Raw genomic sequence first — 14,806 nt, forward strand, 5'->3', positions numbered from 1 at the left:
ACGGCGAAGAAGATGGTCGGCGCTATCTCGCGGACATTGTCCGGCACGGTCTCGGGGTTCTCGACGAAATTCAGCGTCGCGCCGGAATAGAGCGCCAGGAACTGGCCGCCGACCCGCTCCGCCACGTGGCAGAGCGGCAGGAAGGCCATGCGCTGGTCGTCCTCGTTCTGGCGGATCGACTCATTGGAGATGACCGAGATCGCCGCGAGGATGTTGCGGTGGGTGATCATCGCACCCTTGGGCTTGCCGGTCGTGCCGGAGGTGTAGACGAGGATGGCGAGGTCCTCGGGAGCCCGGCTGGCGAGGCGGCGCTCCCATTCGGCCGTGTCGGCGGCATGGGCCTCGGCACCGAGCCGGCGCAGCTCGTCCAGCGTCATCACCTGCGGGTCCGAGAAGTGGCGCAGCCCCTCGGTCTCCATGACGATGATCTTGCGCAGGGACGGCACCGCGTCCCGCACGGCAAGGATCTTGTCGAGCTGCTCCTCGTCCTCGACCACGCAGAAGACCGAGGCCGAATCCGTCAACAGATACTCGCACTGCGGCGGAGCATCGGTCGGGTAGATCCCGTTCGACACGCCGCCGGCGCAGATGATTCCATAGTCGGCAAAGGACCATTCCCGCCGGGTGTTGGCCAGGATCGAGACGACCTCGCCGGGCTGGAGGCCGAGGGCGACCAGGCCCATGCCGATCTCGCGGACGGCATCGCCCATGCCCGTCCAGGAGGTCTCCTTCCAGAGGCCGAACTCCTTCTGCCGCACGGCGACCTTGTCCCCACGCTGGCGAACTGCGGCATCGAAGACCTTGGCGACCGTATCGCCGGCGGGAATGGCGGCAGGGCGGATGGCCTGGTTTGGCCAGATGTCAAACATGGCGGCCTCCCGGGGTGGAACCAGCCTCGATCGCGGCAAAGGTGACGGATGCGGTTGTCGGGGCCATCGTCACCGCCACATCTTCTTCTTCTTCCAGCGGCGCTCGCCGCGGACCCCGGCCTCCTTCTGGCCGAGGTAGAATTCCTTCACGTCGTCCTTGTCGGCCAGGACGGAGGCGCGGTCCTCCATGACGATGCGGCCGAGTTCGAGGATGTAGCCGTAATCGGCGGTGGCGAGCGCCAGGGCCGCGTTCTGCTCGACGAGGAGGATGGTGACACCCTCCTCGCGGTTGATGCGCCGGACGATGGCGAAGATCTCCTGCGTGAGCTTCGGCGACAGTCCGAGCGAGGGCTCGTCGAGAAGGAGCAGGTCGGGCCGCGACATCAGCGCCCGCGAGATCGAGAGCATCTGCTGCTGGCCGCCGGAGAGCAGGCCCGCATCCTGGTCGGCCCGCTCCTTGAGGATCGGGAAGTAGCGCTCCATCCGCTCGATGTCGCGGGCGACCTCGTCCTTGTCGGAGCGGGTATAGGCCCCCATGAGCAGGTTGTTGCGCACCGACAGGAGCGGGAAGACCTCGCGGCCCTCGGGCGCGTGGCTGAGGCCTCGGCGGACGATGTCGGCGGGATCGCGGCGCTCGATGTTCTCGCCCTTCAAGATGATCGAGCCCTTCTGCGGATCGAGGATGCCGGAGATCGTCTTGAGGATGGTGCTCTTGCCCGCGCCATTGGCGCCCAGCACGGTAACGATGGATCCCTTCGGCACCGCCAGCGAGACGCCGCGGATGGCCTTCACCGCTCCGTAGGCGGCCTCGACATTGGCAAGGGTGAGGATCGGCTCGGTCACGACGCCGCCCTTTCCAGTTCGGCCGCCGCGGCGGGCGTGCCGATATAGGCCTCGACCACGGCGGGGTGGCGCTGCACCTCGGCGGGCGCGCCCATGGCGAGGACCCGCCCCTGGTTCATCGCCATGACGCGGTCGGAAACGCGGGACACCAGCGTCATGTCGTGCTCGACCATGATGACGGTGATGCCGAGATCGCGGGTGATGTCCTCGATCCAGAAGGCCATGTCCTCGGTCTCCTCGACATTGAGGCCCGAGGAGGGTTCGTCGAGAAGGAGCAGCCTCGGCCGGGTGCACAGCGCGCGGCCGAGCTCGACCACCTTGCGCGCGCCATAGGGCAGGCCGGCCACCATGGCGTCGCGGTGCACGGCGAGGTCGAGGAGGTCGATCACCTCCTCGACGCGCTCGCGCAAGGCGACCTCGGCGCGCTTCACCGAGGGCAGGAAGAGCGCCTCGGCCAGGGGGTTCGTCGTGCGGTGGACGTGGGCGCCGATCAGCAGGTTCTGCAGGACGGTCGCGTGCTCGAAGAGCTCGATGTTCTGGAAGGTACGGGCAATGCCGAGCCCGGCGATGCGGTGGGCGGGGAGCTTCGTGACCTCCTGGCCCTCCAGCATGATCCGTCCGGCGGTCGGGTTGTAGATGCGGCTGATGATGTTGAAGACGGTGGTCTTGCCGGCACCGTTGGGGCCGATGATGGTGAAGACCTCGCCCTTGTCGACGTGGAAGGACACGCCGTCGACGGCCTTGAGGCCGCCGAACTGCACGGAGATGCCCTCGGCCTGGAAGAAGGGGGCGCTCATTTCAGCCGGTCCGATTTCTGGAAGGCCTTCTGCCGGCGGAACATGCCCTGCCGGTAGAAGGGGAAGAGGTCGAAATAGGTGCGTGTCTTGAGCCAGGCGCCGTAGATGCCGAGGGGCTCGAAGAGCACCACGAGGATCAGCACGGCGCCGAAGACGGTGGGCTGCAGGCCCGTCGCCTCGGACAGGAAGAGAGGCAGGAACGGCTTCACCGCATTGATCGCCTGCGGCAGGGCGATGAGGAAGGCGGCGCCGTAGATGGCGCCGTGCACCGAGCCGAGGCCGCCGATCACCACCATCATGACCAGTTCGATGGATTGGATGACGGTGAACTGGTCGGGAGAGAGGAAGCGGATGTTGTGGGCATAGAGCCCGCCCGCGACGCCGGCGAAGGCCGCCGAGATGGCGAAGGACAGCGTCTTGTAGAAGGCGAGGTTCACGCCCATGGACTGGGCGGAGATCTCGGAATCGCGGATGGCGACGAAGGCGCGTCCCGTCGGCGAGCGCAGGATGTTGATGACGATCAGCGTCGACGCCACGGCGAAGGCGAGGCAGAGATAGTAGAAGCTCGGCCCATCAGCGAAGCGCCAGCCGAAGAGGTTGACCGGCGGAACCATCAGGCCGGCATTGCCGCCGGTCACGTGCTCGGCGCGGGCGATGATCTCCTCGATGATCGTTCCGAAGGCCAGTGTGGCGATGCCCAGATAGAGGCCCTTCACCCGGAGCGCCGGCAGGCCGACGATGACGCCGACCACCGCCGCAAAGAGGCCGGCACAGGCAATGCCGACGAAGAACGGCACGCCCGCCGTCACCAGCACGCCCTGCGTATAGGCACCGACCGCCATGAAGGCGGCATGGCCGAGGGAGAGCTGCCCGGTGAAGCCGGCGAGCAGCATCAGGCCGACGGCGACGATGGCGTAGATGCAGACCTGCGAGAGCTGGGTCAGCACGTAGGGCGAGACGAAGATCGGGGCGACGAGCAGCACCGCCATGAGCAGGCCGTACCAGAAGACCTTGCCGCCATGCTGGAACAGCTCGATGTCCTGCTCGTAGCGGGTCTTGAAGATGAACCGCATGGCCTCAGACCTTCTTGGCGAGGCGCTCGCCGAACAGACCGTTCGGCTTGAGCACGAGCATGGCGAGGACGACCATGAAGGGCGCGGCGTCCTTGAAGCCCTCCATCAGGTAGAAGCCGGCAAGCGATTCCACGACGCCGATGATGAGGCCGCCGACGATGGCCCCGGGCAGCGAGGTGAAGCCGCCGATCACCGCCGCGGGGAAGGCCTTGATGCCGATGAAGCCCATATTGGCGTGGATGAAGGTGAGCGGCGCGAGGAGGATGCCGGCAATGGCCGCGACCGCCGCCGAGATGGCCCAGATCAGGCTGGAGAGCCGCTTCACCGGGATGCCCATGTAATAGGCCGCCAGCTGGTTCTGGCTCATGGCCTGCATCGCGATGCCGATCTTGGTGTAGCGGAACAGCGCGGCGAGCGCGCCGCAGAGCAGGATCGTCACGGCGATGATGACGATGTGCTCGGCGGAGATGACGAGGCCGGCGAAACGGAAGACCTCACCGCGGAAGGGAACGGGGAGGGTGTGGGTGTCGGTGCCGATCACCGGGATCATGGTGACGAGGCCGCGGGCCATGTAGCCGAAGCCGATCGTCACCATGACGATGGCGACCGCCGACTGGCCGAGGATGGGCCGCAGGATGATCCGCTCGTTGAGGAAGCCGATGGTCGCGGTCACCCCCATGGCGACGAGGATCACCGCCCAATAGGGAAAGCCGAGCGTGGTGGCAGCAAAGAGACCGGCGAAGCCGCCGATCATCAGGAGTTCGCCCTGGGCGAAGTTCACCGTCTCGGTGGCCTTGTAGATCAGCACGAAGCCCAGCGCGATGAGGCCATAGATGCACCCCTGCGCCAGGCCGCTGATCACCAGCTGGACGAATTGCAACGAGCCTCTCCCCCGTCAGGCGTTTCCCTCGAGATTCTTCCGGCCGGTTTTCCGGCTCGCATGCACGTCGATACCGCAGCCTCGCCGCAATCGGCTCAGGCTGCAAGCCTCAGGATGGTACGCGCTTCGGCGGGACTTGCGACCTGACGCCCCGTCGCGCGGACGATGGCCGCCATGGCTTCGATCAGGGGGCCGTTGGACATCACCTTCTCGCCGGTCTCGCGGTAGAAGGTATCCTCGAGCCCGGTGCGCAGGTGGCCGCCGAGTTCGGCGCAACGCCGGTGCAGCGCCCAGATGCCGGCGCGGCCGATGGCGGTGACCTGCCAGTTGGCCTCGGCCGCCTTGAGTTTCAGGAGGATGGGCAGGAGGTCGGGGTCGGCGGGCATGCCCGACTCGACGCCCATGACGAAATTGTACTGGAGCGGGCCCTTCGTCAGGCCGGTATCGCGGTACATGGCAACGCAACGGACGATGCCGGTGTCGAAGCACTCGAATTCGGGCAGCGTGCCCGTGCCCGCCATGACGTCGAGATAGGCCTTCACCTTCTCGACCGGATTGTCGAAGAGCATGGGCGGCCAGGCCCAGGTGCCATCCGCCTTCACCTTCAGGTAGTTGAGCGAGCCGGCATTGCAGGCGGCGATTTCCGGCCGGGTCTCGCGGATGCAGGCGAGTGCGCCGGCATAGTCCGGGCCGACGACGCCGGAGGTGTGGTTGATGACCACGCCCGGGCAGGCCTCGCGGATGGCGGCCTGCACCTCGGCGGAGAGCTTCGGATCCCAGGACGGCAGGTGGCCCTTGCCCTCGCCCTGCTGGCGCAGGTGGATGTGCATCACCGAGGCACCGGCCTCATAGGCGCGCCTCGCCTCGGCCGCCATCTCGGCTGGCGTCACCGGCACCGCGTGCTGACGCGGATCGGTCAGCACGCCGTTGAGGGCGCAGGTGATGATGGCCTTGTCGCTCATCGGTCGGGAGCCTTCCATCGATGGCACCATGGTCGCTGTGTTGCGCTATGCGATCTTGCGTTGAGCCGCTGGCCCCGCTCAACGCCAGACCGGCTTGCGCTTCTCGGTGAAGGCGGCGATGCCCTCGCGCGCATCCTCGGTCTGGGCGGTCAGTGCGATCTGCCCTTCGGTGAAGGCGATGGCCTCGTCGAAGCTCATCGCCTCGATGGCGCGCATCGCATATTTGCCGCGGCGGATCGCCATGGGCGACTTGTCGACAAGCCGGCCGGCGAGCCAGGCGACCTTGGCGTCGAGTTCGCCCCGCGGCACGACGTGGTTGAGGAGGCCGGCGGCGCGCGCCTCCTCCGGCGTAAAGGGCTCGCCGGTGAGGCACCATTCCGCCACGACCCGGCGCGGCACGATGCGCTGGAGCAGGCTCAGCACCTGCATGGGGAAGACGCCGACCTTCACCTCCGGCAGGCCGAAGACCACATCGTCCGCCGCCACCGCCATGTCGGTCATGCACAGGAGGCCCATACCGCCGGCCATGCAGGTGCCGTTCACGCGCGCGATGGAGGGCTTGGTGCCGTTCTGCACCAGGCGCAGGAGATCGGCATAGTCGCTGGTCGGCTTCGACAGGTCCTGGAAGAAGCTCTGCCCGCCACCGAGATCGGCGCCGGCGCAGAAGGCCTTGTCGCCCGCGCCAGTCAGCACGATCACCCGCACCGCCGCATCCTCATGCGCCTGCCGCCACCCCGCGGCGATACCGGCCACGACATCGCGGTTCATGGCGTTGCGCTTGTCGGGGCGGTTGATGGTGATGGTAAGGACGGGGCCGTCCGTCCCGATCAGCACGTCGGACATGGGTCGCTCCCTCAGGATGCCGTGGGCGTGATGGCGGCCAGCAGCCGGCCGGTGGTGACCTGCTCGCCGACCGCGACGCCGAGGTCGACGACCTGCCCGGCCGCACCCGCCGCGTGGACATGCTCCATCTTCATCGCCTCCAGCGTGACGATGGGCTGGCCGGCCGTCACCGTCTCGCCAGCCGCGACATGGACCGCGACGACGCGCCCGTTCATGGCGGCGAGGACGCGGCCATCCGAACCATCCGAGCCGGCGCGGCTGGCCGGGGCGCGGGTGAGGTCGCGGACGATGACCTGGTCGGGGCCGCGCTGCAGGAAGAGGCGGTCGCCGTCGCGCGCATAGGGGACCTCGTCGGCGACGCCGTCATGGATGAACCGGCACCGGACCGATTCCTTGCGATAATCCGGGCGCGCCTCGTTGAAGCGGATGACGTAGTCGGTCCCGTCATGGCTGAGGCGGCAGGTGCCGTCGCGCTCCTGCTGGACGGCGACGGCGTGGCGGCGACCATCGATCTCCAGGACCATCGGGACGGGCAGGGGCGGTCCGAGATGACGGGGCCGGTAGCGGTAGCGGTCGGGCGTCTCGTCGTCATGCAGGACCGCCGCCGCGAGAACGGCATCGGGGAGGCCATGCGGCACGGGGCGCACGAGGTCGGCGCCATGATCGGCGATGAAGGCGGTGGTCGCCCGGCCCTCGGCGAAGACGGGATGGGCGAGGGCCCGCGCGAGGAAGCCCTGGTTGGTCATGACGCCGAGGCTCGCGAAGCGGTCCAGCCAGGCCATGAGCTTGGCGCGCGCCTCGTCTCGACTGTTCTCGTGCACGATCACCTTGGCGACCATGGAATCGTAATAGGGCGGCACTTCCGCTCCCACGGCCATAGCGGTATCGACCCGCGCGTAGGGTTCGATGCCTTCCGGCCAGGTGAGGAAGCGGCCGGACTGCGGCAGGAAGTCCTGCGCCGGGTCCTCGGCGCAGAGGCGCAGCTCGATCGTGTGGCCGAAGGACCGCGCCAGCGCATCATGCGGCGCGATCGCCTCGCCCGCGGCGATCATGAGCTGCCAGCGGACGAAATCCCGCCCGACATTCAGTTCGCTGACGCGATGCTCCACCTGCAGGCGGGTGTTCATCTCCATGAAGTAGAATTGGCCACGGCCATCGAGCAGGAATTCCAGCGTGCCGGCGCCCTCGTAGCCCAGCGCCTTCACCGCCTTGACGGCAACCTCGCCCATGCGGTGGCGCAGGTCGTGCGAGACGGCCGGCGAGGGGGCCTCCTCGATCAGCTTCTGGTGTCGGCGCTGGATGGAGCAGTCGCGTTCGCCGACGTGCCAGGCATTGCCATGGCGGTCGCCGAAGACCTGGATCTCGATGTGGCGGGGCGCCTCGATCGCCTTTTCCAGCAGCACCGTCCCGTTGCCGAAGGCACTTACGGCTTCCGAGCGCGCGCTGCGCAGCGCCCCCGCGAACTGGGCGGCCTCGCGCACCAGGCGCATGCCGCGGCCGCCGCCGCCCGCAACCGCCTTGATCATGACGGGATAGCCGATGGCCTCGGCCTCAGCAGCGAGACGCTCGTCGGACTGGTCTTCGCCCTGGTAGCCCGGCACGACGGGCACGCCCGCTGCCTGCATCAGGGCCTTGGCGCGGGCCTTGTCGCCCATCGCCTCGATGGAGTCCGGCGAGGGGCCGACGAAGACGATGCCGGCCTCGCGGCAGGCCCGGGCGAAAGCCGCGTTCTCGGCGAGGAAGCCATAGCCGGGATGGATCGCCTCCGCCCCGCTCGCCTTCGCCGCCGCAATGATGGCGGGGATGTTGAGATAGGACTCGGACGGCAGCGGCCCACCGATGGCCACCGAGCGGTCGGCCGCGTGGACATGCCGGCTCCGCGCATCGGCGCTCGAATAGACGGCGATGGTCTCGAGACCCATCTCGCGGGCGGTGGCAAAGATGCGAAGGGCGATCTCGCCGCGATTGGCGACGAGCAGCCGGCGGAACGGGGTGGCGACGACCGGCGGGGGCTTGAGCGGGATGACGGTCATGGTCAGGGCCTCGCCACCGAGAACTGCATGGGCACCGGCGTGCGTGCCGCCGCCTCGCGGCAGGTGGCCAGCGCCTCGGCAAGGACGGCGCGGGTGTCACGCGGGTCGATCACGCCGTCATCGAGGAGCCGCGCCGAGGTGGTGAACACGTCCATCTGGCTTTCGAAGAGCTGGGTGATCTGCGCCTTCATCGCGCCGATCTGCCCTTCGTCTGCCTCCTTGCCGCGGCGGGCCGCGCCGGCGCGGGCGACGATGGCCATGGTCTCGGCGGCCTGTTCGGCGCCCATCACGGCGGTGCGGGCATTCGGCCAGGAGAAGCAGAAGCGCGGGTGGAAGCCGCGGCCGCACATGCCGTAATTGCCGGCGCCATAGGAGGCGCCGCAATAGAGGGTGATCTGCGGCACGGTGGCGTTGGTCACCGCCTGGATCATCTTGGAGCCGTGCTTGATCATGCCGGCCTCCTCATAGGCGCGGCCGACCATGAAGCCGGTGGTGTTGTTGAGGTAGAGGATCGGCGTCGCCGACTGGCAGCAGGCCTGGATGAAATGCGTCGCCTTGTTGGCGCCGGCCGGATCGAGCGGGCCATTGTTGGTGATGATCCCAACCGCATGACCCTCGATCGTCGCGTGGCCGCAGACGGTGGCCGGCCCATAGGCCTCGCCGAAGGGCAGGAAGACCGAGCCGTCGACGATGCGGGCAATGACCTCGCGCATGTCGACGGGCCGCTTGAGGTCCGCCGGCATGATGCCAAGCAGCTCTTCGGCATCGTAGAGCGGGGCTGCGAAGGGGCGCTCCACGGGCGGCGGCATCCGCTCGTTCCAGCCGAGGGCCGTGACAATCTCGCGGGCGATGCGCAAGGCGTCGCGGTCATCCTCGGCCATGTAGTCGCCAAGGCCGGAAATGGCGGTGTGCATCTCGGCGCCGCCGAGCTCTTCCTCCGTGGCGATCTCCCCGGTGGCCGCCTTCAGGAGCGGCGGGCCGGCGAGGAAGGCGCGGGTGCGGCCGCGCACCATGACGATGTAGTCGGAGAGGCCCGTCTGGTAGGCGCCGCCGGCGGTCGAGGAGCCGTGGGTGACGGTGATGACCGGCAGGCCCGCGGCGGAGAGGCGGGCGAGGTTGCGGAAGATCTGGCCGCCATGGATGAAGTGCTCGACGCGGTAGCGCAGCAGGTTGGCGCCCGCGCTCTCGACCAGCTGGATGAAGGGCAGGCGGTTCTCCAGCGCCATCTCCTGAACGCGGAGCTGCTTCTCCAGCCCCATCGGCTGGAGCGCGCCGGCGTCGATCCCGGAATCCGAGGCCGAGATCATGCAGCGCACGCCGGAGACGAAGCCGATGCCGGCGATGACACCCGAGCCGGGCACGCTCTTGTCGGGGTCCGGCTGGTCCATGAGGTAGCCCGAGAGCGTCGACAGTTCGAGGAAGGGCGCGCCGGGGTCGAGCAGCAGGGCGATGCGCTCGCGCGGCAGGAGCTGGCCGCGCTCGTGGAACCGCGGGCCGGCCGCGGCCGAGGCGCGGCGCGCCCGTTCCTCCAGCGCCTGCTGGCGATCGATGAGCGCGAGCATGGCCGCACGGTTGGCGGCGAAGGCCTCGCTTGAGGGGGCGATGCGGCTCTCGATCACGGCCATGGCGCGGCGGGTCCTCCGGTCTTGGAGGCATTGGGCCGTGGCGAGCGCGATGAGGTCTTGCGCGGAGTGGCTGGTGACAGCGGCTGAGTGCCCCTCACCCTTCCCTCTCCCCGCAAGCGGGGAGAGGGGGACTTCGACGTCACGCCTCGTCCTGGTCCCCTTGTGCCAGGCAGGACCGTTACCGGAGAGGCAACACGCTGTTGCCCCCTCTCCCCGCGGGCGGGGAGAGGGAAGGGTGAGGGGCCATGACGAGCAGCAGGGCGGCCGTCCCTCAGATCGCCGGTTTCACGCCCTGCTCGGCCGCGGCCTTGTCCTGCGCGGCAAGCGCCCGGCGGAAACCGTCGCGTCCTTTCAGCCTGCCCCAATAGGCCGCGGTCTGCGGCTGGAGGTCCTTCGCAAGGCCCGTCGACTCCGACAGCATCAGCGCATAGCCCACGGCGACATCGGCCATGGTGAAGCGGCCGGCGGCCAGCCATTCATGCTTCAGAAGATGCGCGTCGAGCATCCGCAGGCGGCCATGGAACCACTTGGCATAGTCCTCGACGACCTGCGGCTGGCGGCGCTCGGCAGGCTCGAAGCGGCCATAGCGGAGCACGAGGGCCTGCGGGAAGGTCAGCGTGGCGTCGCTCTGGTGCAGCCAGTTGAGCCAGAGCCCGTAATCGGCCTCGTCGGGCCTGACCGCCAAGGGCGAGGGCCCGTGCCGCACGGCGAGATATTCGCAGATCGCGGCGGATTCGCTCATCCGCGTGTCGCCGTCGATCAGGAAGGGCACGGTGCCCAGCACGTTGACGTCGAAATACTCCTTGGCGAAGGCCCGCGGCGGGAAGGGCAGCACCTTCAGCGCGTAGGGCAGGCCCATTTCCTCCAGCGCCCAGAGCGGCCGGAAGGAGCGGGCGGAGAGGCAGTGGTACAGCGTGATCATGACCGGTTGCTCATGCCGGGCAGCGTGCCCATGGCCTTGGCGATGATGGAGAGCATGACCTCGTCGGCACCGCCGGCGATCGAGGTGAGGCGGGAGTCGCGGTAGTAGCGGGTGACGGGCGTCTCGCTCATGTAGCCCATGCCGCCCCAGTACTGCATGCAGGCGTCCGAGACCTCGCGGCCGAGCCGGCCGGCCTTGAGCTTGGCCATGGAGGCAAGGGTGGTCATGTCCTCGCCGGCCATCATCTGCTCGGCGGCGCGGTAGATGAGCGAACGCAGCAGCTCCACCTCGGTCTTGAGCTCCGCGAGGCGGAAATGGACCACCTGGTTGTCGAGGATGGACTTGCCGAAGGCCTGCCGGCCGCGCGTGTACTCGATGGTCTGGTCGATGATCCATTCCGCCGGCTTGAGGCAGGCGGCGGCCCCCCACAGCCGCTCCTCCTGGAACTGCATCATCTGGTAGGTAAAGCCCTTGCCCTCCTCGCCGATGCGGTTGCGCTTCGGCACGCGCACCTCGTCGAAAAAGATCTGCGCCGTATCGGAGGACCGCATGCCGAGCTTGTCGAGGGTGCGGGCGACGGTGACGCCCTTCTCCTTCATCGGCACGCAGATCAGCGACTTGTTGCGATGGGCCGGTCCGTCGCCGGTATTGGCGAGAAGGCAGATCCAGTCGGCCTGCGCGCCGTTGGTGATCCACATCTTGCCGCCGGTGATGACGTAATCGTCGCCGTCGGAACGCGCCGTGGTCTTGATGGAGGCGACGTCGGAGCCCGCGCCCGGCTCGGAAACACCGATGCAGGCGACCTGCTCGCCGGAGACGGCAGGCGCCAAGAACTCGCGCTTCACATGGTCGGAGCCGAAGCGGGCGAGGGCCGGCGTCGCCATGTCGGTCTGCACGCCGATCGCCATGGGCACGGCGCCGCAGCTGATGCCGCCAACCTCCTCGGCCATGAGCAGGGCATAGGAATATTCGAGGCCCATGCCGCCATACTCGACCGGCTTGTTGAGGCCGAGGAAGCCAAGAGCACCGAGCTTCCTGAAGACGTCATGGGCGGGAAAGCGGCCCTCCGCCTCCCAGACATCCACATGGGGGTTGATCTCAGCGGCGATGACCTTCTGGAGGCTGCGCCGGACCTCCTCGTGCTCGGACGTGAACAGCATGGCTCGCTCCTCGGGATGGTGGGCGGCAGGCTAGGTGGCTTTTGGCGACCCAGGCTTGCGTGGACTGGTCACGCGCGCGCCGTGGCGCCCGAGCGGAAGATCTCGAGTTCGCGCGATCCGGAGAAGATGGCGCGGGGCTTGAGGCCGTAGAACCGGCGGATGGAATGGGAAAAATGGGTGGAATCGGGATAGCCGATGTCCAGTGCCAGATGCGCCATGTTGATGGTCTCGTTGGCGAAGTTGAGCAGATGCCGCGCCCGTTTCCAGGCCCGGCAGGCGCGGAAGGCGATCCCTGTCTCCTGCTTGAAGAGGTGGAGGAAGCGGGAGACCGAGAGATTCGCCAGCGCCGCGCAATCGGCTGCCGTCAGCGGCTCGCCGGGATTGTCGCCGAGAAGCGAGAGGACGCGGCGAATGCGCGGGTCCATTCGACGCGGGGCGAGCGGCGCGCCGAAGACGGCGGTATCGAAGGCGGCCGCATCCATGGCCTGCTTGGCAGGTGCTGCGCGCAGGAGGTGATAGGCCTCGCGCAGCCGGCGGGCGAGGACCGACTCGTCGAGGGCGGAGAGCTCGGCCGCCAGGTGCGCCAGGGCCTCAGGATCGACGCTTTCGGGCTCGACCAGCACGCCGATGACGCTGGGGTGTTCGGGGTCGATGCTGTGCTGGGCATAGGCCGGCATGATCGCCGCCTCGACGCACCGCTCGGGTTCGCCTGCCATCCGGATGCGCAGACGGCCCTCCATGCTGGCGAAGGCGATGAAGGCGCCAAGGGTGCGCTGCTTCGGTCGGCCAAGCAGGCCCGCGTAGAAGACGCGCTCGGGACCGAGCAGCATGAACCGTTCCGCGCAGAGCGTCGGATCTCCCATGCATTTCCTCCGGATTATCGTTGTTTTTTGGCGATGATAGCCGCGACGGGTGCGAAAGCCAGCGGTCCGAACGACACAGAGGCGCCGGTCATTTCACGGCGCCTGCGCGTTATTGGACTAAAGGCTGTTGCGCGGCTGCCTTGCAGAGACGGCGTTGCTCGCTTGCCCCAGGATTCGGCTTATGGCGCGCTCCCGCGAACTCTGAGAATTCGCACCGTTTCCGTTGGAGGAACCGCATGAAACGCCGCAATTTCCTTGCCGCTTCCGGTGCCGGCCTCGCTGCCGCTGCGGTGGCCGCCCCGGCCGTCGCCCAGTCGGCGCCTGAGGTGAAGTGGCGCCTGACCTCGTCCTTCCCGAAGTCGCTCGACACCATCTATGGCGGCGCCGAGACGATCTCCAAGCAGGTCGCCGAGCTCACCGACAACAGGTTCCAGATCCAGGTCTTCGCCGCCGGCGAAATCGTCCCCGGCCTGCAGGCGCTCGATGCCGTGTCCAACAACACGGTCGAGATGTGCCACACCTGCTCCTATTACTACGTCGGCAAGGACCCGACCTTCGCCATCGGCACGGCGGTTCCGTTCGGCCTCAACGCCCGCCAGATGAACGCCTGGCTGTTCCAGGGCGGCGGCAACGAGCTGTTCAACGAGTTCTACAAGAAGTTCAACGTCTACGGCATCCCGGCCGGCAACACCGGCGCGCAGATGGGCGGCTGGTTCCGCAAGGAGATCAAGACGGTCGCCGATCTGCAGGGCCTGAAGATGCGCATCGCCGGCATCACCGGCCAGGTGCTGGCCAAGCTCGGCGTCGTGCCGCAGCAGGTCGCCGGCGGCGACATCTACCCGGCGCTGGAGAAGGGCACCATCGACGCGGCCGAGTGGGTCGGCCCGTATGACGACGAGAAGCTCGGCTTCAACAAGGTCGCGCCGTTCTACTACTATCCCGGCTGGTGGGAGGGCGGCCCGACCGTCCACGCCATGATCAACCTGGAAAAGTGGAACGCCCTGCCCAAGGCCTACCAGACCGCCCTCACCAATGCCTGCACCACGGCGAACACGGTGATGGCCGCGAAGTACGACCTGCAGAACCCGGCGGCGCTCCGCCGTCTGGTCGCTGCCGGGACGCAACTGCGGCCCTTCTCGCAGGAGGTGATGGAGGCCTGTTTCAACGCCACCAACCAGCTCTATGGCGAGATCAGCGCCCGCAACGCCGACTTCAAGAAGATCATCGACGCGATGCAGGCCACCCGTTCGGAGCAGTATCTCTGGTGGCAGGTCGCCGAGTTCACCTTCGACGCGTTCATGATCCGCGCCCGCTCCCGCGCCGGGCGCTGATCGGCTCAGCCTGACGGATCGACAGGCCGCGTCCCGCAAGGGCGCGGCCTTTTCCATGTCCGCTTCCGCCGGGCAGGAGCCTTGCCGGAATGGACGGGCTGGCCACCTTCCGCCCGCCCCGATCCGATGGCAGCGTGGCGCCCCCGCCGAACCCTGTCCCGCCGGCATCCGGCCGGCTCTCCGCGGCGGCAGCATGGAGGACGAGCCTTGTCCAACAATCTCAAGTTCTACATCGATGGCGCCTGGGTCGAGCCCTCGGGCACCAAGACGCTAGAGGTCATCGACCCGGCGACGGAGGAACCCTTCACCACCATCGCCCTTGGTACCGAGGCGGACGTGGATCGTGCCGTGAAGGCTGCCCGCAAGGCCTTCACCACCTTCTCGCTCACGACCAAGGCCGAGCGCCTGGCGCTGATGCGCAAGCTGCTGGAGGTCTACAACAAGCGGTTCGCCGACGTTGCCGACGCGCTGATGCGCGAGATGGGCGCACCGAAGAAGCTCGCCCACACGGCCCAGGCCGGCATGGGCACCGCCCATCTCGCCAAGATGATCGAGACGCTGGAGCATTTCGAGTTCGAGGAACTGCGCGGCACGACGCTGATCGC

At 67.9% G+C, this 14,806-nt stretch carries 14 protein-coding genes; 2 read left to right on the top strand and 12 right to left on the bottom strand.

What is annotated here, in order from left to right; genetic code table 11:
* The 12 genes from C8P69_RS22430 to C8P69_RS22485 form a co-directional block, all read right to left on the bottom strand.
* The coding region (locus C8P69_RS22430) for an AMP-binding protein (RefSeq protein ID WP_146167429.1) at nt 1-869 on the bottom strand (869 nt) is incomplete at its 3' end.
* A gap of 69 nt (nt 870-938) precedes the next feature.
* On the bottom strand, nt 939-1,712 hold the full coding sequence (locus C8P69_RS22435) for an ABC transporter ATP-binding protein (RefSeq protein WP_108179667.1): 774 nt from the start codon (nt 1,710-1,712) through the stop codon (nt 939-941).
* The gene (locus C8P69_RS22440; protein WP_108179668.1) at nt 1,709-2,509 is read right to left on the bottom strand and encodes an ABC transporter ATP-binding protein; all 801 of its coding nucleotides are present in this window, start codon (nt 2,507-2,509) and stop codon (nt 1,709-1,711) included. Before C8P69_RS22440 ends, C8P69_RS22435 begins: the two co-directional genes overlap by 4 nt.
* Nucleotides 2,506-3,582 (bottom strand): branched-chain amino acid ABC transporter permease, encoded by a 1,077-nt coding sequence (locus C8P69_RS22445; protein ID WP_108179669.1) that lies wholly within the window; start codon nt 3,580-3,582, stop codon nt 2,506-2,508. Before C8P69_RS22445 ends, C8P69_RS22440 begins: the two co-directional genes overlap by 4 nt.
* Nucleotides 3,583-3,586: 4 nt before the next feature.
* Entirely contained in the window at nt 3,587-4,462 is an 876-nt protein-coding gene (locus C8P69_RS22450) for a branched-chain amino acid ABC transporter permease (RefSeq protein ID WP_108179670.1), read from the bottom strand.
* Between the two features lie 95 nt (nt 4,463-4,557).
* The gene (locus C8P69_RS22455; RefSeq protein WP_108179671.1) at nt 4,558-5,424 is read right to left on the bottom strand and encodes a beta-keto acid cleavage family enzyme; all 867 of its coding nucleotides are present in this window, start codon (nt 5,422-5,424) and stop codon (nt 4,558-4,560) included.
* Nucleotides 5,425-5,502: 78 nt separating this feature from the next.
* Nucleotides 5,503-6,267 carry an enoyl-CoA hydratase/isomerase family protein gene (locus tag C8P69_RS22460; protein ID WP_108179672.1) on the bottom strand — a complete coding sequence of 255 codons (765 nt, stop codon included), beginning with the start codon at nt 6,265-6,267 and terminating at the stop codon, nt 5,503-5,505.
* A gap of 11 nt (nt 6,268-6,278) precedes the next feature.
* Complete coding sequence (locus C8P69_RS22465; RefSeq protein WP_108179673.1) at nt 6,279-8,300, bottom strand: acetyl/propionyl/methylcrotonyl-CoA carboxylase subunit alpha; 2,022 nt, start codon at nt 8,298-8,300, stop codon at nt 6,279-6,281.
* 2 nt (nt 8,301-8,302) lie between these two features.
* The gene (locus tag C8P69_RS22470; protein WP_108179674.1) at nt 8,303-9,925 is read right to left on the bottom strand and encodes an acyl-CoA carboxylase subunit beta; all 1,623 of its coding nucleotides are present in this window, start codon (nt 9,923-9,925) and stop codon (nt 8,303-8,305) included.
* Nucleotides 9,926-10,196: 271 nt separating this feature from the next.
* Nucleotides 10,197-10,847 carry a glutathione S-transferase family protein gene (locus C8P69_RS22475; RefSeq protein ID WP_108179675.1) on the bottom strand — a complete coding sequence of 217 codons (651 nt, stop codon included), beginning with the start codon at nt 10,845-10,847 and terminating at the stop codon, nt 10,197-10,199.
* Complete coding sequence (locus C8P69_RS22480; protein ID WP_108179676.1) at nt 10,844-12,007, bottom strand: acyl-CoA dehydrogenase family protein; 1,164 nt, start codon at nt 12,005-12,007, stop codon at nt 10,844-10,846. The genes C8P69_RS22475 and C8P69_RS22480 overlap by 4 nt, the downstream gene beginning before the upstream one ends.
* A 68-nt stretch (nt 12,008-12,075) precedes the next feature.
* Entirely contained in the window at nt 12,076-12,870 is a 795-nt protein-coding gene (locus tag C8P69_RS22485) for a helix-turn-helix domain-containing protein (protein ID WP_108179677.1), read from the bottom strand.
* 236 nt (nt 12,871-13,106) lie between these two features.
* Here C8P69_RS22485 and C8P69_RS22490 point away from each other — a divergent pair, with 236 nt between their 5' ends.
* Entirely contained in the window at nt 13,107-14,201 is a 1,095-nt protein-coding gene (locus C8P69_RS22490) for a TRAP transporter substrate-binding protein (RefSeq protein WP_108179678.1), read from the top strand.
* A gap of 207 nt (nt 14,202-14,408) precedes the next feature.
* Nucleotides 14,409-14,806: aldehyde dehydrogenase family protein (locus C8P69_RS22495; protein WP_245902205.1), on the top strand; the 398-nt coding region annotated here is incomplete at its 3' end.

The organism is Phreatobacter oligotrophus (genome assembly GCF_003046185.1).
GTDB lineage: Bacteria > Pseudomonadota > Alphaproteobacteria > Rhizobiales > Phreatobacteraceae > Phreatobacter > Phreatobacter oligotrophus.